The sequence below is a fragment of the Acidovorax sp. A1169 genome, assembly GCF_030704685.1.
Lineage (GTDB): Bacteria > Pseudomonadota > Gammaproteobacteria > Burkholderiales > Burkholderiaceae_C > Acidovorax.
This window is the reverse complement of sequence record NZ_JAUZDX010000040.1, coordinates 1-23,561: the sequence shown is the minus strand read 5'-3', so window position 1 is coordinate 23,561 and position 23,561 is coordinate 1. Positions and strand designations below refer to the sequence as shown.

Annotated in this window: 12 protein-coding genes; 7 read left to right on the top strand and 5 right to left on the bottom strand. The window is 65.7% G+C overall.

From position 1 onward, the window contains the following. Positions 1–163 precede the first annotated feature (163 nt). From QYL93_RS31150 to QYL93_RS31130, 5 genes are all read right to left on the bottom strand, one after another. Positions 164–589 (bottom strand): DUF2845 domain-containing protein, encoded by a 426-nt coding sequence (locus QYL93_RS31150; RefSeq protein WP_305747305.1) that lies wholly within the window; start codon positions 587–589, stop codon positions 164–166. A gap of 142 nt (positions 590–731) precedes the next feature. Then, the gene (locus tag QYL93_RS31145; RefSeq protein WP_305747304.1) at positions 732–1,715 is read right to left on the bottom strand and encodes a tripartite tricarboxylate transporter substrate binding protein; all 984 of its coding nucleotides are present in this window, start codon (positions 1,713–1,715) and stop codon (positions 732–734) included. Between the two features lie 67 nt (positions 1,716–1,782). After that, positions 1,783–2,778 carry a tripartite tricarboxylate transporter substrate binding protein gene (locus QYL93_RS31140; RefSeq protein ID WP_305747303.1) on the bottom strand — a complete coding sequence of 332 codons (996 nt, stop codon included), beginning with the start codon at positions 2,776–2,778 and terminating at the stop codon, positions 1,783–1,785. 58 nt (positions 2,779–2,836) lie between these two features. Beyond that, the gene (locus tag QYL93_RS31135; RefSeq protein ID WP_305747302.1) at positions 2,837–3,859 is read right to left on the bottom strand and encodes a hydroxymethylglutaryl-CoA lyase; all 1,023 of its coding nucleotides are present in this window, start codon (positions 3,857–3,859) and stop codon (positions 2,837–2,839) included. After that, positions 3,856–5,067, bottom strand: coding sequence for a CaiB/BaiF CoA-transferase family protein (locus QYL93_RS31130; RefSeq protein WP_057269209.1), 1,212 nt, complete (start codon positions 5,065–5,067; stop codon positions 3,856–3,858). Before QYL93_RS31130 ends, QYL93_RS31135 begins: the two co-directional genes overlap by 4 nt. Positions 5,068–5,209: 142 nt before the next feature. Here QYL93_RS31130 and QYL93_RS31125 point away from each other — a divergent pair, with 142 nt between their 5' ends. From QYL93_RS31125 to QYL93_RS31095, 7 genes are all read left to right on the top strand, one after another. Beyond that, on the top strand, positions 5,210–6,112 hold the full coding sequence (locus QYL93_RS31125) for a LysR family transcriptional regulator (protein ID WP_305747306.1): 903 nt from the start codon (positions 5,210–5,212) through the stop codon (positions 6,110–6,112). Next, positions 6,109–7,209, top strand: coding sequence for an elongation factor P maturation arginine rhamnosyltransferase EarP (earP, locus tag QYL93_RS31120; RefSeq protein ID WP_305747301.1), 1,101 nt, complete (start codon positions 6,109–6,111; stop codon positions 7,207–7,209). The genes QYL93_RS31125 and earP overlap by 4 nt, the downstream gene beginning before the upstream one ends. 151 nt (positions 7,210–7,360) lie before the next feature. Beyond that, on the top strand, positions 7,361–7,915 hold the full coding sequence (efp, locus tag QYL93_RS31115; protein ID WP_305747300.1) for an elongation factor P: 555 nt from the start codon (positions 7,361–7,363) through the stop codon (positions 7,913–7,915). Between the two features lie 155 nt (positions 7,916–8,070). Beyond that, positions 8,071–8,535, top strand: a complete 465-nt coding sequence (locus QYL93_RS31110) for a hypothetical protein (RefSeq protein ID WP_305747299.1) — start codon at positions 8,071–8,073, stop codon at positions 8,533–8,535. A 551-nt stretch (positions 8,536–9,086) separates the two neighbouring features. Beyond that, positions 9,087–16,868: a DUF4347 domain-containing protein gene (locus QYL93_RS31105; RefSeq protein WP_305747298.1), complete on the top strand. Its 7,782-nt coding sequence runs from the start codon at positions 9,087–9,089 to the stop codon at positions 16,866–16,868. A 564-nt stretch (positions 16,869–17,432) separates the two neighbouring features. Further along, a complete protein-coding gene (locus QYL93_RS31100; protein WP_370877091.1) occupies positions 17,433–18,311 on the top strand; it encodes a sulfotransferase in 879 nt (292 codons plus the stop codon). Beyond that, positions 18,308–23,561, top strand: a 5,254-nt coding sequence (locus QYL93_RS31095) for a DUF4347 domain-containing protein (RefSeq protein ID WP_305747296.1), incomplete at its 3' end; no start/stop codon positions are given. The genes QYL93_RS31100 and QYL93_RS31095, both read left to right, overlap by 4 nt.

Sequence of the window (23,561 nt, the reverse complement as noted above, 5' to 3'; positions counted from 1 at the left end):
CCCGCGCTTGCAAGGTGCACACCTTGCTGCACGCGGGCGCCTTGCATCCAGCCCCCAGGCCGGGCAACGCGATCCCCGAAACTAGTGTGAACAGGCCCTAACTACCTCACAGTGCCAGGCCCGTGCGCTTCGTGCGCTTCGTCCGGATCGTGCGATTGGCGCCTCACGGCACCCGATTTCCGTCCCTTATCTGCGCCACCACCCCGTTCTGCAGCCGCACCACCGACATGAAGTTGCCCGGGCCGCGGTGGTAGATCCAATCGGCCACATACTCGCAGTGCTCCGTCACGTACTGTCGGGGCGCCTCGCGCGGGTGCAGGGGCACGGTCCAGACCACGCGCGGGACGCGGATGCACACCCTTTCGGTGGCAAACGGCTGCCCGCACTTCATCACCAGGCTGGCAAGGGAATCGCCCACACCCACCAGCAGGCCGCCGCAGCCCAGGCCCTGGGCACGGGCTTCCTTCACAGGGATCAGGGTGCCGGCGATGGCAATGGAAGCCAGGGCGATGAACCCGGCGCCGCGCGCACACAGGCGCGATAGAAACGCGAGGGCATGGCCGGCGGGTGGTGCTGAGGGTTGCTGCATGGTCGTTTGGATGCGAAACGGATGCGGAAGTTTGACGCTGAAAGACACCCCCATGACAAAGGCCCGCACGAGGCGGGCCCTTCTGGCGCTTGCAGCCTGCCTGCTCAACGGGTGAGCCTGCAGACGCGTTGACCAAGCCGTCTTACTCGGCTTCGATCTTGGAGGTCTTGACCACCGTCGCCCAGTTCGCCAACTCCACCTTGGCCTTGTCACCCAGCTGCTGCGGCGTCTGGTAGTCGGCCGTGGCTCCCTGCTCCTGGGCCTTTTGCTTGAAGGCGGGGCTCTGCACCACGGTGCGGATGTCGGCCGCGAGCTTGTCAATCACAGGCTTGGGTACGGCGGCCGGGGCGAACACGGCGAACCAGGAGGTGGCGTCCACCTTGGGGTAGCCGGCCTCGGCCGTGGTGGGCGCATCCGGCAGGCTGGGCAGGCGCTCCTTGCCGGTAACAGCCAGCACGCGCAGCTTGCCGGCGGCGATGTGGGGCATGAAGGGCGGCGCGGTGCCGAAGGTCAGGTCCACCTGGCCGCCCAGCAGGTCCTGCAGCGCGGGGCCAGTGCCCTTGTAGGGCACGTGCACCATCTTCACGCCGCCCTGCTGCTCCAGCATGGCGCCGGTCACGTGCTGCAAGGATCCATTGCCCGACGAGGCGTAGTTGAGCTTGCCGGGGTTGGCCTTGGCATAGGCAATCAGCTCGGCCAGGGTCTTCACCGGCAGGTCGTTGCGCACCACGATGATCTGCGGGGCCGAGATCACGTTGGCCACGGGTTGGAAGTCGCTCTGCTCCCACTGCTTTTGCTTGGTGAGGTGGGGCGAGATGACGTGGTAGCCCGAGTACTGCATGAGCAAGGTGTAGCCATCGGGCTCGGCGCGCTTGACGGCGCTTGCCGCAATGGAGCCGTTGCCGCCGCCCTTGTTGTCGGCAATGACCGACTGGCCCAGCACCGGGCCCAGCGCCTGCGCCAGCATGCGCGCCGACAGGTCGGTGGTGCCGCCTGCCGCCGTGGGCACGACCAGGGTGACGGGCTTGGCAGGGTAGGTGCCGCCCTGGGCCCAGGCGCTGCCGCCAAGGCTGGCAGCCAGTGCGGCCACGGCCAGAAGGGTGAATTGTTTGCGGGTCGTTGTCATGAGGGATGTGTCTCCGTTGTCTCTGTTGTTTCAGTTGTCAATGAATCTCGAATTCGGCCCACGGTCGTCAATCGACTTTGGCGCCCGTGTCCTGAACCACCTTGTGCCAGCGCGCCAGGTCGTCCTTGACCAGCGTGCCCAGTTGCGCCGATGTGCCCTTGAATGGCTCGCAGCCCACGGCCGCCAGCTTCTCGACCACGGCCTTGCTGTCCAGTGCCTTGGCCACCTCGGCCTGCAGCAGGGCCACCACGGCGGGCGGGGTGCCGGCGGGGGCGAACATGCCGTACCAGGGCGTCTGCCCAAAGCCCTTGAGCGTTTCGCCCATGGTGGGAGCATCGGGCAGCGCGGCCACGCGCTTTTCGTTGACGACACCCAGCACCTTGAGCTTGCCGGCCTGGATGAAGGCGATGGACGAAGGCAGGCTCTGCACCGACAGCGGCACCTGCCCGCCCACCACGTCGGTGGCTGCTGCCGCCGAGCCCTTGTAGGGGATGTGCTGCAGCTCGATACCGGCGGCCTTTTGCAGCATCTCGCCGATCAGGTGGTTGAGCGTGCCGTTGCCGGCCGAGGCGATCGCGTACTTGCCGGGGTTGGCCTTGGCCACGGCGATCAGCTCGGCCATGTTCTTGGCCGGGAACGAGGGGTGGGCCACCAGCACATAGCCCGCCGTGGCCAGCGGCGCCACGGGCTCGAAGTCCTTGACCGGGTCGAAGCCGGTGCTCTTGTACAACCAGGGGTTGATGACCTGGGCGCTGTCCGCCGTCACCAGCAGGGTGTAGCCGTCGGCCCGGGTTTTGGCGGTGTAGGCCGTGCCCACATTGCCGCCCGCGCCGGGGCGGTTCTCCACCACCACGGGCTGGCCCAGTTGCTCGCTGAGCTTTTGCGCCAGCACGCGCGCAATGGCATCGTTGGCACCGCCCGCGGCCTGGGGCACGACCACGGTGATGGGCTTGCCAGGGAACTTGGCGGCGTCCTGCGCGGTGGCGGTGAATGCCGCCCCGCACAGCAGCGCGGCAAGCAGCACCCTGCGCGGCTTGCGGAAATGGGATCTCGAATCGCTCATGGTCTTGTCTCCTGTCGTTTTCTTTGAATGAACCAGAACAGCTTGGTCACGGGCCGAGCTATGCGGCGCGCACTCCCCCCAGCAGCTCCTTCTCCCGCGCCAGGGCCCGCTCCTTGATCGCCTCGAAATCCCCCGGCACCGGGTGCAGCGCCAGGCGTGGCCCGGCCTTGGCAATCTGGCTGGGGATGTCGTGGCCTATCAGCGCGGGCAGGCGCTGCACGGCGGCCAGCAGGCGCGGCAAATCCACGCCGGTGGCGTAGCCCATGCAGTCGAGCGCGTGCACGATCTCTTCACTGCACACATTGCCGCTGGCGCCGGGCGCATAGGGGCAGCCGCCCAGCCCGCCCAGCGATGCATCGAACCGGTCGGCCCCGGCACTGATGCCCGCCAGCACATTGGCCAGGCCCATGCCGCGCGTGTTGTGGAAATGCAAAGTGAATTCCACACCCGGCCAGCGCGCGCGCGCCGCCGCAGTGATGGCCGCCACCTGTGTGGGGTAGGCCATGCCCGTGGTGTCGCACAGCGTGACGCCGCCCACGCCCAGGTCGACAAAGCGCTGCACCCAGCCGAACACGGCCTCGGGGGCGACCTCGCCCTCCATGGGGCAGCCAAACACGCACGACAGCGACACGTTGACCGCCACGCGCGCCGCCTGCGCCGTGGCCACCACCTGGGCCAGCGCGGCGAACGAATGCTCCTGCGTCATGCGCAAATTGGCGATGTTGTGCGTGGCGCTGGCCGACATCACCAGGTTGAGCTCGTCGGCCCGCGATTCGATGGCCCGCTCTGCCCCGCGCACATTGGGCACCAGGGCGGTGTAAACGGTGCCGGGGCGGCGCGTGATCTCGCGCATCACCACCTCGGCATCCTTGAGCGCGGGGATGGCGGTGGGCGACGTGAACGAGGTCACCTCGATCTTGGCCAGGCCCGCGTCGGACAGCGCATTGGCCAGCGCAATCTTGTCCTCGGTGGGCACAAAGGCGGCCTCCATCTGCAAGCCGTCGCGCAGGCCTACCTCCTGCATGTGGATGCGCTTGCCCGCACCGGTCCACACGCTGGCCTCAGTCATTGCGGCACTCATTGGATCACTCCCTTGCTGCGCAGCAGCGCAATCTGCTCGGCAGTCAGGCCCGCCTCGGCCAGCACGGCGTCGGTGTCGTCGCCCAGGTGTGGCGCGCTGCTGCGTATGCTGCCCGGCGTGGCCGAGAGCTTGGGCACGATGCCCGGCACCTGCACGCTGTAGCCGTCGCGCGTCTCCTGCGTGAGCAGCATGTCGCGCGCCTTGTAATGCGGGTCTTCGGCAATGTCGCGCGCGGTGTAGACCTTGCCGGCCGGCACGCGGGCAGTGCCCAGCGCATCGAGCACCTGCTGCACGGTGAGCGGTGCGCTCCAGGCGCCGATGGCGGCGTCGATCTCGTCCACGCGCGCCACGCGCCCGGCGTTGTCGGCCAGGTCGGGCGCGGCGCCCAGGTCGGGCCGGCCGATGGCCTGCATCAGCCGCTTGAAGATGCTGTCGCCATTGCCCGCCACCAGCACCCAGCCATCGGTGCAGGGGTATGCGTTGGAGGGCGCAATGCCCGGCAGCGCACTGCCCGCAGCCTCGCGCACCGCGCCAAAGGCGCTGTACTCGGGGATCAGGCTTTCCATCACGTTGAACACGGCCTCGTGCAGCGCCACGTCGATCACCTGGCCCTGGCCGCCGTTGACCTTGCGGTGGTACAGCGCCGTGAGCACGCCGATGGCGCCGTGCAGCGCGGCCAGCGTGTCGCCGATGGAGACGCCTACGCGCACCGGCACCCTGCCCGGCTCGCCCGTCAGGTGGCGCAGGCCGCCCATGGCTTCGCCAATGGCGCCAAAACCCGGCAGGTCGCGGTAGGGCCCGGTCTGCCCGTAGCCCGAGATGCGCAGCATCACCAGACCGGGGTTGATGCGGTGAAGCTCTTCGGGCGACATGCCCCAACCCTCCAGCGTGCCGGGGCGAAAGTTCTCGATCAGCACGTCGGCCTCGGCGATCAGCTGGCGGGCGATGTCCTGGCCTTCCTTTTGCCGCAGGTCCAACGCCACGGAGCGCTTGTTGCGCGACTGCACCTGCCACCAGACGGAGGTGCCCTCCTTGATCAGGCGCCAATTGCGCAGCGGGTCGCCGGATTCTGGCGCTTCGATCTTGATGACCTCGGCGCCAAAGTCGCCCAGCGTCTTGCCGCAGAATGGGCCGGCGATCAGCTGGCCCATCTCGATCACGCGCACGCCCTGCAGGGCGGCGGCGGTGGGGGTTGGTGTGGCACCCATCGTGTTCTTGTCTCCAATGTCGCAGCCTGCGGGATCAGGCCTGTATGTGTTGACCCGCATGATGCGCAAAGAACCCTTGCGGGCAAAACGCTCTTATGACAGCCCACCATCGCAATCCGGCATGGCAGGTAACATCAAACCCATGAAGCTCGACCCCGTCTCCCTGCGCCTGTTCGTTGCCGTGATGGAAGAAAGCACCATCGCCGCCGCCGCCGCGCGCGAGCACCTGGCCGCGTCGGCCGTGAGCCGGCGCCTGGCCGACCTGGAAGACGCCCTGCACGTGGCGCTGTTCACGCGCAGCAACAAGGGCACCGAGCCCACGGCCGCGGCCTATGCCTTGCTGAACCTGGCGCGCGGCGTGCTCAACGACCTGGACGGCATCGCCACGCAGATGCGCGACTACGGCGCCGGCCTGCGTGGCCACGTGCGCGTGGTGGCCAACATCTCGGCCATCAGCCAGTTCTTGCCGGCGCAGCTGCAAAGCTTCATGGCCCTGCACCCGCAGGTGGACGTGCGGCTGCAGGAGCAGATCAGCACCGCAATCGCCCAATCGGTGGCCGAGAACGCGGCCGACATCGGCATCCTCAACCACGGCCACTATGGCGACCGCGTGGTGCAACTGCCCTACCGCACCGACGAGCTGGCCCTGGTGGTGCCGCGCGACCACGCCCTGGCAAGGCGCAAATCGGTGCGCCTGGCCGATGCCCTGCCCTACGACTTCGTGGGCGCGCACCCGGGCAGCGCCATCAACAACCAGCTCACCAAGGCCGCCGCCGAAACCCGGCTGCCGCTGCGCCTGCGCATGCAGGTCACCAGCTACGACGCGCTGTGCCTGCTGATTGCCGCCGGCCTGGGCGTAGGCGTCATGCCGCGCGGCAGCGCCGCGCTGTACAAGGGCAGCCAGCCCATCCGCGTGGTCACGCTGAACGAGCCCTGGGCGCACCGCCAGCTGGTGCTGTGCGTGCGCTCGGAAGAGTCTCTGTCGAGCGTGGCGCGCCTGCTGGTGGACCACCTGCGCGCCCCTGCCCAAGGGCCTGCCGCATGACGGCCCCGGGGCTGCCCCCGCTGCAGTGGGATGTGTTCTGCCAGGTCATCGACAACTATGGCGACATCGGCGTGTGCTGGCGCCTGGCCAGCCAGCTGGCCGCGCGCGGCCAGCGCGTGCGCCTGTGGGTGGACGACGCCTCGGCCCTGGCGTGGATGGCGCCAGCGGGATGCCCAGGGGTCGAGCTGCGCCCCTGGGGCGGCGCGGTGCCCACCGCGCACGAGGCCGCGCCCGGCGTGCTGGTCGAGGCCTTCGGCTGCGAGATCCCCGAGCCTTTCCTGGCCTGGGCCGTGGAACGCGCCCAAGACCGGCAACCCGTGTGGATCAACCTCGAATACCTCTCGGCCGAGGGCTATGTGGAGCGCAACCACCGCCTGCCCTCGCTCATCATGTCGGGCCCCGCCCGGGGCTGGACGCGCTGGTTCTTCTACCCCGGCTTCACCCCCGCCACGGGCGGCCTGCTGCGCGAACCGGGCTTGCTGGACCAGCGCCCACCCGGCTTTGCCGCCGCCTGGCGCGCCGGCCAGCCGCCGGCCACGCAGCAGCCCGAGCGCTGGATGTCGCTGTTCTGCTACGAGCCCGCCGCCCTGCCCGCCCTGCTGGCCCAGGCCATGCAGCCCGGCGCCATACCCACCCGCCTGCTGGTCACGCCTGGCCGTGCCACCCAGGCGGTGCAGTCCGCATTGGCCACCTTGCCGGCAGAGCATGGCCCGCTGCAATTGCAGTTTCTGGCTCCCACCGACCAGCAGGGTTTCGACGACCTGCTCCGGGCCAGCGACTTCAACGCCGTGCGCGGCGAGGACTCGCTGGTGCGCGCCCTGTGGGCCGGCCGCGCCCTGGTCTGGCACATCTACCCGCAGCACGACGGCGCCCACCACGCCAAGCTGGCCGCGTTTCTCGACTGGCTGCAGGCCCCGGCCACGCTGCGCGACTTTCACGCGGCGTGGAACGGCATCACCGGCCACGGCCCGCTGACCATTCCGGATGATGAAACCCTGGCCGGGTGGACGGCCTGCATCCAGGCGGCGCGCGCGCGGCTCATGCAACAAACCGACCTGGTGGGCCAGTTGGTAGGATTTATCGCGGAAAAAAGGTAAAATCCGAGGCTTTGCGCAAATCGAGGCGCGGCACCATGGTGCCCGTACCCCGCGCAATCCCGCCGCGGAACATGCGCCGGCCAGTTGCACAGCCCCCAGGGGCGTGCGGCCAGCGCGTTGAGCGGCCCCCAACCCAAGCAACCAAACTGCTATGAAAATCGCTCAAGAAATCCGCGCCGGCAACGTCATCATGCACGGCAAGGACCCCATGGTCGTCCTCAAGACCGAATACGCCCGTGGCGGCCGCGGTGCAGCCACCGTGCGCATGAAGCTCAAGAGCCTGATCGGCAACTTCGGCACCGAAAACGTGTTCAAGGCCGACGACAAGATCGACAACGTGATCCTGGACAAGAAGGATTGCACGTACTCCTACTTCGCCGACCCCATGTACGTCTGCATGGACACCGAGTTCAACCAGTACGAAGTCGAAGCCGAAAACATGGGCGACGCACTGAACTACCTGGAAGACGGCATGGCCCTCGAAGTGGTGTTCTACGACGGCAAGGCCATCTCCGTCGAACTGCCCACCAGCGTGGACCGCGAAGTCACCTGGACCGAGCCAGCCGTCAAGGGCGACACCTCCGGCAAGGTTTTGAAGCCCGCCAAGATCGCCACCGGCTTCGAAGTGCCCGTGCCCCTGTTCGTCTCGCAAGGCGACAAGATCGAAATCGACACCCGCACCGGCGAATACCGCAAGCGCGTTTAAGGTTCTGCAGGCCCACCTGCAAGACCTCCGAAAAAGGCTTCCTCCGGGAAGCCTTTTTTGTTGGTGCCCCTGCACGGCGCGGGCCTTGCGGCCCGATCCAACGCAGGCGCAGCGATTTCTTGCGAGCGTCACAGGCCTCGCGCACAATCATTTCCATGGACCCCACCGCCGACCTCGCCACCGACCTCGCCACCGACCTCACCGCACTCCTCCCCCGCTGGCGCATCGATGGGGTCGACATGCTGCCGCCCGGCGATCCTGCGCAGGTCCAGGCGCTGTTTGCCCAACTGGGCCAGCCCGCCACCGCCGAAGTGCTCACCCTGTACGCCACCCTGGGCGGCATGGTCACCATGGACGGCGAGTTCTGGCGCCTGTGGTCGCTCGACGAAGTCAGCCGCGCCAACCAGGGCCCGCCCTCCGAATGGGGCGTGCAGTTTGCGGACTTTCTGACCCACAGCCAGGTGTTTCGCCTGCGCACGGCGGCAGATGGCCGCTCGGAAGTCTTCGCCGGCCCGTTGAGCGCAGACAGCCCACCCGTGCGCGTCGCCGCCTCGCTCAACGAATTCTTTGCGCTGTACCGCAGCGACCCGGACCAGGTGCTGCAGCAACTAACCCGCTGACCGTGAGGCGTTTACGAGCCCACTTCGCGGAGCCCGTGCGCACCTGAGCAGCAACCCGCCAGCCATGGCGAACGGCACATGCATGCGCCCAAGCGGGCCCATTCAGCCTTGAGCCATTTCACGTGCGTGACGGCGCGTTGTTGCTGGCCCATCAGGCGGAGACATTTTTTCATTGACCGGGGCAGGTCTATCGCTTAACTTCTCCGAATAACCATACAAAAATTCCGGGCTTCCTGTTGACGTTACTGCAATGAACGATTTCCATGCGCATTTTCAGCAGTGCGGCGACTACATGGCCGATTGCACCTGTGGACGAACCTCGTCAGACAGGCGTTGTGCAAGGGTCTCTTGTCATGATGGCCACGCACCCCTAGTGCGGCCTTTGCATCCGCGCGTGCTCGACAGCTGAGCGCCGCGAGTACCTTCGCAGGGTTGTGCTTCTCGGCCCCCAACCCGCCTCTCCCCCACCGTCTCCCCTTCAGCAGTCCCCTGTGTGGCGTCAGCCTATGACGACCACAGTAGGCCTGGCCCATTCATAAAAACATTGCACCATGACCTCTACTCTTCCCAACGCCGAGACTGCCGCCCGCGAAATCGTCTTTGTCGACAGCCGTGTCAAAGATGCGGACACCTTGCTCAAGGGCTTCTCGCCCAACGCGCAGGTGGTGTACCTCAAGGCGGGCGAGGACGGCCTCAAGCAAATGGCTGCCGCACTGGGTGAGCATGGCGATGCAGGAGCGGTGCACGTTCTCGCGCACGGCAGCGAAGGCCAGATGTGGCTGGGCACCACCTTCCTGGACGCCAGCACCCTGGCCGGCCACGGCGAGACGCTGGCCGCCATAGGGCGCGGCATGACGGCCGACGGCGACCTGCTGGTGTATGCCTGCAACCTGGCCCAGGGCGAGGTGGGGGCACAGTTCGTGTCCAGCCTGGCAGCGCTCACCGGGGCGGACGTCGCGGCCAGCGACAACCGCACGGGAGCCGGTGGCGACTGGGAGCTGGAGATTGCCACAGGGCATATCGAGACAGCGCCAGGCGTGTCGGGTGACACCGCCAGCGACTACCAGCACGCTCTGGCGACGCTGACCGTCACCAGCAACGCAGACACCGGCGCAACCACCTTGCGCGGCCTGATTGCTTCGGCGACCTCTGGCGACACCATCACCTTCAATGCAGGGATGACGGTGACACTGACGACTGGTCAACTGGCCATCAACAAGAACCTGACCATCGACGGCGACCTGGACGACAACGGTACGCCGGACGTCACCATCGACGCCAACTACAACAGCCGGGTGCTGAGCGTCACTGCAGGAACCTCCACCATCGACGGGCTGGTGATCACCAAGGGCCTCGTCTCCGGGAATGGCGGCGACTACAACAGCCTCAACGGCAAAGATGCGCTGGGCGCGGGCATCTCCATCACCGGCGGCACTCTCACCATCAACCATTCGTCCGTCACCGGCAACCGCGCTGCGGCGGGGGGCGGCAATGGCGGGGGTGCAGGATATGGCTACGGTGGCGGTGGCGGGGGCGGTTTCGGCGGTACAGGTGGGGGAACTGGTGGCGCTTACGATGCAAGCTTTCCAGGTCTTGCGGGTGGATCGGGTTCGGGTGGCAGAGGCGGGCACAACTCTGTAACTACACCTGCCGGTGTTGCCCAAACGGGTAAGGGCGGATCCTCCCTAGCTGGGGCAGGCGGAACAGCGGTTGGAGGCTTCGCTGCGGGAGGGAACGGTGGCACCGCAGGGACAGGTGGCGCCACCATCGGCGGCGGGGGCGCAGGTGCAGGCGCGTCCGGGGCAGCCAGCGTAGGCACGGGCGGCAACGCCTCCGGTGGCATCTATGTCGGCACCGGTGCCACAGTCAATATTGCCAACACCACTCTGACCAACAACCTCGGTGCCGGCGGCGGCGGCGCAGGCAGCGGCAACTCGGTCGGCGGAGCAGCCGGTGGCATCGGCATTGGCGGCATCCTGAACAAGGGCATGCTCAACTACCAGAGCAGCACGGTTGACCTGGTTGGAAGCAACGGAAACTATGGGTCTGGAGGCCTTGGTGGAGGCGTACAGAACGGACAAGCAGCTGGTACCAATGGCAGCGGAGCCAATGCAGGCGCGGAAAACACCGTCAACGTGGCGGGGGGTACGGTCGGCACCACCAATTACACACCGCCGTCTGTAGCCACCATCACTAGCGCCACCTACGATGCCTCCAACGGCGTTCTATTGGTCACCGCCGCCGGCATGACCACCGGCGACACCATCGACGTTACCAAGCTCAGCCTCGCCGGCCAGGGTGGCGCAAGCTACACCCTCACCACCGCCAACACCACGGCCACCAGCGCCACGGCGTTTTCGGTGTCGTTGAACTCCGCAGACAAGCTGGCCGTCAACGGCCTCTTGAACAACAACGGCACCTCTGCCGCCGGCGGCACCACTTTCAATCTGGCTGGCGCTGCCAACTGGGATACCACGGCGTCCGCCGCCGCCGACACCACCGGCAACGGCGTCACGGTCAGCAACGTCACCGCCCCCACCATCACCTCGGCCAGCTACAACGCTGCCACCGGAATACTGACAGTCACCGGCACCGGTCTGGTCAAGGTCGTTGGCGCGACCAATGACATCACCGTGAACAAGCTGCGGATCGTCGGCGAGGGCGGCACCGGCCGCACCCTCGTGCTGTCGGCCAATGTCGAAGTGACGGATGCCACCAGCTTTGCGGTGCAGCTGTCCGGCAACGACCGGATCGTTGTTGACAGCCTGCTCAACAAGAATGGCGCTACATCCTCCAGCGGCTCGACCTACAACGTCGTCGCCTTCGATGACTGGAACAGCACGATCACGAACGGCGACACCTCCGACGCCACCAATCCCCTGACTGTCTCGAATGTGCCTGCACCGACGATTACGTCGGCCACGTACGACGCGTCGACCGGGACTCTCGATTTCGTTGGAACCGGCTTTCTGCAGCTTACGGGCGCCGACAACGACATCGTCGCCAACAAGTTCACACTCACCGGCGAGGGCGGTGCCACCTACACCCTGACCGACACGGCCAATGTCGATATTGCCACCACATCGAACACGGCGTTCACGCTGACCCTGAGCGCCACCGACAAATCCGGCATCAGCCAGATCATCAACAAGAACGGCAGCAGTTCCACCGGCGGCAACACCTACAACGTGGCCGCAGCAGAGGACTGGGCCACAGGGGCCGATGCCGCTGTGGTGGTTGCTGACTTCACGGGCAATGGCGTCACGGTCGCCAACGTGCCCGCGCCCACCATCACTTCGGCCACCTACGACGCGGCCACCGGCACCCTGGTGGTCACGGGCACAAGCTTCACGCACCGCAGTGGCGCCCCCAACGACATCATTGCCAACAAGTTCACCCTCACCGGCCAGGGCGGCGTCACTTACACGCTGACCGATACCTCCAACGTGGAGATCACCTCGGACACGGGGTTCACGCTCACCCTGTCCGCTACCGACAAAGCCAGCCTGCGCACGCTGGCCACCGCCAATGGCACACAATCCGCAGGCGGTACCACCTACAACCTGGCTGCGGCAGACGATTGGGCCAATGGTGCCGATGCTGCACTGAATATCGCCGACACCACGGGCAACGGCATCACGGTCTCCAACGTGGTCTCGCCCACCCTCACCTCGGCCACCTACGATGCCGCCACCGGCATCCTGTCCGTCACCGGCACCGGCATGGTGACCGGTGATGCCATCGATGTATCCAAGCTGTCCCTCACCGGCCAGGCTGGCAGCTACACGCTGACCAGCACCAACGTCACCGCCACCAGCGCCACGGCGTTCTCCGTCACTCTGAATGCCGCAGACAAGCTGACCCTCAACGGCGTGCTGAACAACAACGGCACAAGCGCAGTCGATACAACCACCTTCAACCTGGCCGGGGCCACGGGCTGGAATTCCACTGCCGGCGCTGCGGCCGACCTCACCGGCAACGGCGTCACCGTCTCCAACGTGGCCGCCCCTACCATCACCAGCGCCACTTACGACGGCACCACCAATACCCTGGTGGTCACGGGCACCGGCCTGGTCAAGACTATCGGTGCCACCAACGATGTCACGATCTCCAAGCTGACCATCACTGGCGAAGGCGGTGCCACCCGCACCCTGACCACCACTGGCAATGTGGAGGTCACCTCAGCCACCAGCTTCACCGTCACCCTCACGGGCGCGGACATCGCTGGCGTCGCATCGCTGCTCAACAAGAACGGTACTTCTTCGGCCAGCAGCGCTACCACCTACAACATCGCTGCTGCCGATGACTGGAACAGCGTGGTCACCGGCGGCAACATCGCCGACCTGACCGGCAACGGCATCACCGTTGCCAACGCCGCGCCCAGCATCATCTCTTCCACCTACGATGCCGCCACTGGCATCCTCTCGGTCTCGGCTGTCAACATCGTCGGCGGCGACACCATCGATGTGAGCAAGCTCAGCGTCACCGGCCAGGCCGGCAGCTACACCCTGACCACGGCCAACGTCACGGCCAGCAGTTCCACGGCGTTCTCGGTCACCCTGAATGCCGCAGACAAGCTGGCCATCAACGGCATCCTGAACACCAACGGCACCTCTGCTGTGGACGCCACGGTGTTCAACCTGGCCGCTGCGGCCAACTGGAACCAGACCACCACCTCCGGCGCCGATCTCACCGGCAATGCGGTGACGGTATCGAATGTCAGTGCCCCCACCATCACCAGCGCCACCTACGACGGCACCACCCATGTCTTCACCGTCACCGGCACGGGCCTGGTCAAGACCGTCGGTGCGACGAACGACGTCACGGTATCCACCTTGACCATCACCGGTGAAGGCGGCGCCACGCGCACCCTGTCCACCACCGGCAACGTCGAAGTCACCTCCGCCACCAGCTTCACCTTCACCCTGGCCGGTGCCGACATTGCAGCAGTGGACTCCCTGCTCAACAAGAACGGCACCAGTGCCGCAGGCAGCACCACGTACAACATCGCAGCGGGCGATGACTGGAACAGCGTGGTCACGGGCGGCAACATTGCCGACCTCACGGGCAATGGCATCACGGTCGCCAACGCCGCTCCCAGCATCCTCAGTTCCTCGTACAACGCCGCCACCGGCATCCTCACCGTATCGGCCCTGAACATCGTCGGTGGCGACACCATCGATGTGAGCAAGCTCAGCGTCACCGGCCAGGCCGGCAGCTACACCCTGACCACGGCCAACGTCACGGCCAGCAGCTCCACTGCCTTCGCTGTCACGCTCAATGCCGCAGACAAGCTGGCCGTGGGCGGCATCCTGAACACCAACGGCACCTCTGCCGTGGACACCACGGTGTTCAACCTGGCCGCCGCGGCCAGCTGGGATGTGACCACCACCTCGGGTGCCGACCTCACGGGCAATGCCGTCACGGTTTCCAACGTGGCCGTACCCACGATCACTTCGGCCACCTACGACGTCACCACCCACCTCCTCACCGTCACCGGCACCAACCTGGTCAAGACGCTGGGGGCGACCAACGACGTCACGGTCAGCGCCCTGGCCATCACCGGCGAGGGCGGCGTGGCCCGCACCCTGTCCACCACCGGCAATGTGGAGGTTGTCTCGGCCACCAGCTTCAGCGTGACCCTGGCCGGCGCCGATGTCGCCGCCGTAGAGGCCCTGTTCAACAAGAACGGCGCTACTTCCACCGGTGGAGCCACCTACAACCTGGCCGCTGCAGACGACTGGAACAGCGTGGTCACCGGGGGCAACATTGCCGATGCCGCATCGGCCATCACGGTCAGCAATGTGCCCGTCCCCACCATCACCAGCGCCACCTACAACGCGGCCACCGGCGCCCTGGTGGTCACCGGCACCGGCTTCAGTTCCGTGGGCGGGGCCACCAACGACATCCTGGCCACCAAGTTCACCCTCACCGGTGAAGGCGGTGTGGGCCACACGCTGGCCGCCACCAGCAATGTGGAGATCACCAGCAGCACCAGCTTCACCCTGACCCTGGGCGCCGCGGACAGGACAGCCGTGAACGCCCTGGCCAACAAGAACGGCAGCACCTCCACCGGCGGCACCACCTACAACCTGGCTGCGGCCGAAGACTGGGCCGCCGGGGCGGATGCCGCCGTGGTGCTGGCCGACCTCACGGGCAATGGCGTCACCGTGGCCAACGTGGCCGTGCCCACCGTCACCTCCTCCACCTACAACGTGGGCACCGGCGTGCTGGTGGTCACCGGCACCGGGCTGCTGGGCCGAGCGGGCGCTGCCAACGACATCATCGCCAACAAGCTGACCTTCACCGGCCAGGGCGGCGGCACGTACACGCTGACCGATACCCTTGACGCCGACATCGCCAGCCCCACCAGCTTCACCCTGACCCTGAGTGCCACCGACAAGACCGCAGTGAACCTGCTGCTCAATAAGGAGGGCACCGTCTCCAACGGCGGCACCACCTACAACATCGCCTTCGCAGAAGACTGGAACGCCGGGGCCGAGGCAGCCGTGGTGATTGCCGATCTCACGGGCAATGCGGTGACCGCCGCAGGGTTCCCCTCGAATGGTGGCGGCACCCCGCCCACCGGCACCCCCATCGACGGCGTGCCCGTCACCACCGAACCCGGCCCTGGCGGCTCCACCATCGTCACCATCCCGGTGGTGCTGCCCACCCGGCCGGATACCCCAGGCACGCCGTCCCCACTGGCCGACATCCCCCTGGTCACCTCGCCCAGCGGCACTCCCATCGTCTCGGTCAGCGTGCCCACCGGGGTGGGCCTCTCGGCCGAAGGGTTGACCACCACAACCATGGGCTCCGCAGCCTTGGCCGAACTCGGGTTCCGCATCGAGCGCGTCACCGGCAACAACCCTGAGCTGACCAACGCCGGCCAGGTGTTCTATGCCACCCTCAATCCCAATGAACCGCTGTCGGTGCAGATCTTGAAGCCCACCATCGGTGCCGGCTACGACGGCACCCAACCCCTGGTGATCAATGGCAGCGCCAACCCGGCCGATGGCAAACAGGCGGTCATCATTGACGCCCGCTCCCTGCCGTCCGGCACCGTGATCCAGGTGGACAACATCGAGTTCGTGGCGGTGGTGGGCAATGTGCGTGTCATCGGCGGCGCCGGCCAGAACATGGCCAGCGGCGACAGCGGTGCCCAGTGGATCGTGCTGGGCCCCGATGACGACATCATCCACGGCGGTGGCGGCAACGACACCGTGGGCAGCGAGGCCGGCGATGACCAGGTCTATGGCGATGCCGGGGACGACATCGTGTTTGGCGGCGCGGGCAATGACCTGCTGTCCGGCGGTACCGGCAGTGACAAACTCAATGGCGGTACCGGCTTCGATGTGGCCATCCAGGAAGGGGCACGGACGGATTACACCGTGTCCCTCGATGGCGCCGGCATCAAGCTGACCCATACCGCCTCGGGTGTCTCCGACTGGCTGGTGGATGTGGAGCAGGTGCGGTTTGCGACGGGCCCGAGCCTGACGGTGGCGCACAGCGCAGCAGAGGAGGCTGCGGCCTTCCTGTTCCAGAAGTGGATCGGCCGCGACCTCACCCAGGCCGAGGGGGCGATCATCCAGACGCTCACCGGCAAGACGGCCCTCGAAGTGGCCACCTTGTTCGCCCAGGTGTTCCCGCAGCAGAGCGCGGGCAAGACGCCGGCGCAACTGCTCGACGGCATGGCCAGTGCAGGAGCCATCCGCGTGGATGCCATCCGGGAAGTGACCGTGACCGGCGATGCGGGCAACAACACCATCACCCCCACACTGGGCCTGGCGCGGTATGTGGATGGGGGTGCAGGCATCGACACCGTGGTCATCCCGGCGACCCTCTTACAGACCTATGTGCAATCACAGAACAATGGCAGCTTCACGCTGCAGCGCCTGACCGATGGGTCCATGCTGGACCTGACCAGCGTGGAGCGCATCCACCTGAACAACACCAAGCTGGCGCTGGACCTGAACGGCCATGCGGGCGAAGCCGCCAAGCTGCTGGGGGCCCTGGGTGGCCCTGCCATCCTGGCCAACAAGGGCTTGGTGGGCGAGGTGATCCGGGCACTCGATTCCGGGGTGAGCAGCCAGGCACTCGCAGGCATCGGCCTGCAGGCCTTGGGGGCACAGACTCCTGCCCAGGTGGCGCAGCTCTTGTGGACCAACGTGGTGGGCCGCGCAGGCACGGCGCAGGAGCTGCAGCCGCTGGTGAACCTGATGGGCCAGGGCATCACGGGCAGCGAGCTGGCGGTGATGGCGGGTAACCTGGATCTGAATGCCGTGCGCATTGATCTGGTGGGCCTCACGGCCAAGGGGATCGAGTTCGCCTGACCTGCGCTGGCATTGTGTTGGACACCGGTCACTTAGGGTGTCCGGTGCTCCCCGGGTTTCGGGCGGGTGACTGCGCGTTGTTGCCCGCCCACCGGGTGGAGGTATTTTTTTCGTTGACCGGGACTGGCCTTTCGCTTACCTTCTTCGATTAACCCTTCAGCACTTCTGGATTCTCCGTTGACCTGCCCGCAATGAACGCTATGACTACGCATTTTCAGCAGTGCGGCGGCTACAGGCCCGATGGCATTTGCGAGCGAACCTCGCCAGGTAGCGGTTGCTCGATGGTCACTGGCCATGGCCACACGTCCCTCGTGCTTCTGTTGCATCCGCGCGTGCTCGACAGCTGAGCGCCGCGAGTACCTCGCAGGGCTGCGCTGGTCGGCCCACAGCCCACTTCTTGCCCCCAATCTTCTCCTCTTCAGTGCCCTGTGTGGCGTCAGCCTATGGCGACTACAGCAGGCTTGGGCCATTCACAAAACCTTTGTGCCATGACCTCTTCACTTTTCACCGGCCCAAGGTAGAACTGCAAAGTTCCAGGGCATCTGGCTGGTGCCGCAAGTCTGGATGGTTGGTTCGTCTTTTCATTTATGCGCAAACATGCCGGCTAAATACCATTTCATCGCGGGCCTACCCCGCGCAGGCTCCACTTTGCTGTCCGCCATATTGCGGCAGAACCCCAGGTTCCAGGCCGGCATGAGCAGCCCGGTTGGTGCCTTTGTCAATGCCATACTGGCCCAGGTGAGCGCTGGCGCCGAGTTCGCCACGCAAGTAGACGCAAGCCAACGCAAAGACCTTCTGAGCGGCCTCTTCGACTCTTACTACAAGCGCGATCAGGACAAAGGCGTCATCTTCGACACCAACCGCATGTGGTGCGCGCGAATGCCCTTGCTGATGGACCTGTTTCCCGACGCCAAGGTCATCGCCTGCGTGCGCAACGTGGCCTGGGTCATGGACAGCCTGGAGCGCAAGTTCCGCAGCAACCCCTATGAGAACACCCGGCTGTTCGGCGCCAACACGGCGCGCAGTTCGGTCTACCAGCGGCTGGAGTTGCTGGCGCAGCACGACCAGATGGTAGGCCACGCCTGGGCGGCGCTGCGCGAGGCGTTCTATGGCGAGCACGCCAAGTCCCTGCTGGTGATCGACTACGACCTCCTGGCCAAGGCCCCCCACAAGGTCATCGAGTTGGTGTACCAATTCATCGGAGAGCCGCTCTTCGCGCACGATTTCGAGTCGCTCGAATACGACGCACCCGATTTCGACGCCCAACTGGGCGTGCCCGGCTTGCACAAGATCCGGCCCAAGGTGGAGCTGCAGGAGCGTCGCACCATCATCCCCCCGGACCTGTTCGACAAGTATTCCCAAATGACCTTCTGGTCTGACACCAGCGGCAGCGCCGCCAACGTGATCGCCCCCAAGCCTGCATCGAAAGAGAACGCATCATGAGCAACGCCACTTTGAACAACGGCACCGAGTTCGGCATCCTGAGCGGCGCCCCCAATCCGGGCATTGCGGCGACGCCGGCGGTGGATGCCTCCGTGCTGGCCATCGTGCCCGCAGGCCAGGTGCAGCCATGGGGCCAGCAGGCACGCGTGGAAATCGTCTTCATCGAAGACAACGTGGGCGATATCGCCACCCTGCTGGAGGGCGTTGGTGCCGGCCGGGAAGTGCACGTCCTCGACTCCCGCCTGGACGGGCTTGAGCAGATGGCCAGCATCCTGCAGGGGCGCGAGAACATCGATGCACTGCACCTGATATCCCACGGCAAGGAGGCGTCGGTCAATCTTGGCAGCCTGATGCTGGACGCCACCAGCGCACAAAGCCACGCTGCCGAACTCAAGACCATCGGTGGTGCGCTGACCAAGGGTGGCGACATCCTGCTCTATGGCTGCGACGTGGGCTCCGGCCAGGGCGCCGCCCTTGTCGGCCAACTGGCGATCATGACCGGCGCAGACGTGGCCGCGTCAAACAATTTGACAGGCAGCAGTGTGCTGAATGCCGACTGGAACCTGGAAATCTCCAGTGGCAATATCGAAGCGGCATCGGTAGGAAATGCAGGCCTTGCGGCGATTTACCGGGATGTGCTGGCTATTTCGAACGCCACTCTCAACTTTGATAACGGCGCAAATTTCAATGCACCGGGAAGCCCTGGAGGTTATTCCGGGGCTAGTGACGATGTTATCTATAAAGTTAATGGCAATGCAGGCTACCTATTCAAGATAGATGGCACTCTGGAGGATATCTCCCGTGACTCAGTCGGCGGCTATATAACCATCGACTATAACGACAATGGGGCGGACACCTCCGTAACGTTTTCTTTTCAAGGAGGCCAGCAATTCAGCGCGACCTCCGTCAACCTCATTACGCAGGCTTATCCTCAGAACTTGGTATTCAAAGGATACGATGCCGCGAACACCTTGGTTGCCACCAATTCAAAAACCATGTCCGGCGGGGGTGGCACCATTACTCCATTGACCTTTGCGGGGATGACCGGAGTTACGAAGATCGTCATGACGGCCACCAGCAATGGCAACACGATCAAATACATGTCGCTCGATGATTTTGTTCTGGCCAATGTGCAGGCCTTGCCCACCATCACCAGCGCCACCTATAACGCAACCACCGGAGTCCTGTCGGTCACTGGCACCGACATGACCCCCGGCGATACCATCGCCGTCAACAAGCTCACCCTCACCGGCGAGGGCGGCTCCACCTACACCCTCACCACCGCCAACGTCACCGCCAGCAGCGCCACCGCGTTCAGCGTCACGCTCAACGGCACCGACTTGGCCGCCGTCAATCAGATCATCAACAAGAACGGCACCAGTTCCACTGGCGCCACCACGTTCAACCTGGCCGCTGCCGCCAACTGGGACGCGACGGCCTCCGCACCCGCCGATCTCACGGGCAATGCCGTCACCGCCAGCGGTGTGCCCGCGCCCACCATCACCAGCGCCACCTACAACGCCGCCACGGGCGCGCTGGTGGTCACCGGCACGGGCTTCCTCAAGCTCAACGGCGCCACCAACGACATCGACGTCAGCAAGCTGACCTTCGTGGGCGAAGGTGGCGCCACCCGCACGCTGACCACCACCAGCGTGGAGATCAGCTCTGGTACCTCGTTCTCGGTCACGCTCAATGCCACAGACCTTGGCTTCGTCAACCAGATCGCCAACAAGAACGGCACCAGCTCCACCGGTACCACCACCTACAATCTGGCCGCCGCAGAAGACTGGGCCGCAGGAGCCGACGCTGCCGTGGTGGTCGCCGACCTCACCGGCAACGGGGTCACGGTCGCCAACGTGGCCGTGCCCACCATCACCAGCGCCACGTACGACGCCTCCACGGGCGTGCTGTCGGTCACCGGCACGGGTTTCCTCAAGCTCAACGGTGCCACCAACGACATCGACGTCAGCAAGCTGACCTTCGTGGGCGAAGGTGGCGCCACCCGCACGCTGACCTCCACCAATGTGGAGATCAGCTCTGGTACCTCGTTCTCGGTCACGCTCAATGGAGCCGACCTGGCCGCCGTCAACCAGATCGCCAACAAGAACGGCACCAGCTCCACCGGCGCCACCACCTACAACCTGGCCGCAGCAGAAGACTGGGCCGCCGGGGCCGATGCCGCCGTGGTGGTCGCCGACCTAACAGGCAACGGCGTCACGGTCTCCAGCGTGGCGGTGCCCACCATCACGTCGGCAACGTATGACGCGGCCACTGGTACCCTGGTGGTCACGGGCACGGGCCTGCTCAAGCTCAATGGTGCCACCAACGACATCGATGTGAGCAAGCTGGCACTCGTGGGACAGGGAGGCGCTTCGTACACGCTGACTTCGGCCAGTGTGGAGATCACGTCGGCCACCGGCTTTACCGTCGTGCTGTCGGGTGCGGACCAGACGGGGTTGCGCACCCTGATCAATGCCAACGGTACGCAGTCCTCGGGCGGCACCACCTACAACCTGGCGGCGAGCGAGGATTGGGCGGCCGGTGCCGATATCGCCGTCGTCGTCGCCGACCTCACGGGCAATGGCATCACCGTCTCCAATGTGGTCTCACCCACCCTCACCGCGGCCACCTACGATGCCGCCACCGGCATCCTGTCGGTGACCGCCACCGGCATGGTGACGGGCGACGCCATCGATGTCTCCAAGTTGAGCCTCACGGGACAGGCCGGCAGCTACACGTTGACCTCCGCCAACGTCACGGCCACCAGTGCCACGGCCTTCTCGGTCACGCTTAACGCTGCGGACAAACTGGCCATCAACGGCGTGCTGAACAACAACGGCACAACCGCAGTCGATACCACCACCTTCAACCTGGCGGGAGCCACGGGCTGGAACTCCACGGCCGGGGCTGCGGCCGACCTCACGGGCAATGCGGTGACGGTGTCGAACGTGACGGCTCCCACCATCACCAGCGCCACCTACGACGGAACCACCCACGTCTTCACCGTCACCGGCACCAACCTGGTCAATACCATCGGGGCCACCAACGACGTCACGGTGTCCACCCTGACCATCACCGGCGAGGGCGGCGCCACGCGCACCCTGTCCACCACGGGCAATGTCGAGGTCACCTCGGCCACCAGCTTCACGCTCACGCTGGCCGGCGCCGATGCTGCGGCCGTCGCCTCGCTGCTCAACAAGAACGGTACTTCTTCGGCCAGCAGCGCCACCACCTACAACATCGCCGCTGCCGATGACTGGAACAGCGTGGTCACGGGGGGCAACATCGCCGACCTCATGGGCAACGGCATCACCGTTGCCAACGCCGCCCCGAGCATTCTCTCGTCCACCTACGACGCTGCCACCGGCATCCTCTCGGTCTCGGCCTTGAACATCGTGGGGGGCGACACCATCGATGTGAGCAAGCTCAGCGTCACCGGCCAGGCAGGCAGCTACACCCTGACCACTGGCAACGTCACGGCCAGCAGTTCCACCGCCTTTGCGGTCACGCTCAACGCCGCAGACAAGCTGGCCATCAATGGCATCCTGAACACCAACGGCACCTCTGCGGTGGACACCACGGTGTTCAACCTGGCCGCTGCCGCCAACTGGGACCAGACCACCACGTCCAGCGCCGACCTCACGGGCAACGGTGTCACCGTCGCCAACGTCACCGCCCCCACCGTCACCTCGGCCACCTACGACGGCACCACCAATACCCTGGTGGTCACCGGCAGCGGCCTGGTCAAGACCATCGGCGCCAACAACGACGTCACCGTCAACAAGCTCACCATCACCGGCGAGGGCGGTGCCACCTACACCCTGTCCACCACGGGCAATGTGGAAGTGACTTCGGCCACCAGCTTCACCGTCACCCTCACGGGCGCGGACATCGCTGGCGTAGCATCGCTGCTCAACAAGAACGGTACTTCTTCGGCCAGCAGCGCCACCACCTACAACATCGCTGCTGCCGATGACTGGAACAGCGTGATCACGGGGGGCAACATCGCCGACCTCACCGGCAACGGCATCACCGTTGCCAATGCGGCGCCCAGCATCCTCTCGTCCACCTACGATGCCGCCACTGGCATCCTCTCGGTCTCGGCTGTCAACATCGTCGGCGGCGACACCATCGATGTGAGCAAGCTCAGCGTCACCGGCCAGGCCGGCAGCTACACCCTGACCACGGCCAACGTCACGGCCAGCAGTTCCACCGCCTTCGCAGTTACGCTCAATGCCGCAGACAAGCTGGCCATCAACGGCATCCTGAACACCAATGGCACCTCTGCGGTGGACACCACGGTGTTCAACCTGGCCGCTGCGGCCAGTTGGGATGCGACCACCACCTCGGGCGCGGACCTGACCGGCAATGCGGTGACCGTGTCGAATGTCTCGGCACCCACCATCACTTCGGCCACCTACGACGTCGCCAGCCACGTGCTCACCGTCACCGGCACCAACCTGGTCCAGACCCTGGGCGCGACGAACGACGTCACGGTGTCCAACCTGACCATCACCGGCGAAGGCGGTGCCACTCGCTCGCTGAGCACCACGGGCAATGTCGAAGTGCTCTCGGCCACCAGCTTTGCCGTGACCTTGGCCGGTGCAGACCAGGCGGCTGTGGAGGCGCTGTTCAACAAGAACGGCACCACATCCACCAACGGCACCTCCTACAACCTGGCCGCCGCCGACGACTGGAACAGCCCGGTCACCGGCGGCAACATCGCCGATGCCACCTCGCCCATCACGGTGAGCAACGTGGCTGTCCCGACCATCACCAGCTCCACCTACAACGCCAACACCGGCGTGCTGACGGTCACCGGCGCCGGGTTCACGAGCCTCTTCGGTGCCAACAACGACATCACGGCCAACAAGCTGAGCCTTCAGGGCGAAGGGGGTGCCAGCTACACGCTGACCACCACCAGCAATGTGGAGATCACCAGCGGCACCAGCTTCACGCTGACCCTGAGCGCGGCCGACCGCCTGGGTGCCAACCTGATCATGAACAAGAACGGCACCAGCTCCACCAGCGTCAATACGTACAACCTGGTTGCCGCAGAGGACTGGGCCGCAGGCCCGGATGCCGCCGTGGTGGTGGCCGACCTGACGGGCAATGGTGTCACGGTGACCAATGTGGTGGCCCCCACCGTCACCAGCGCCACCTACAACGTGGCCACCGGCGTGCTGGTGGTCACGGGCAACAACTTCCTCTCGCTGACCGGGGCGAACAATGACATCACGGCCAACCGCA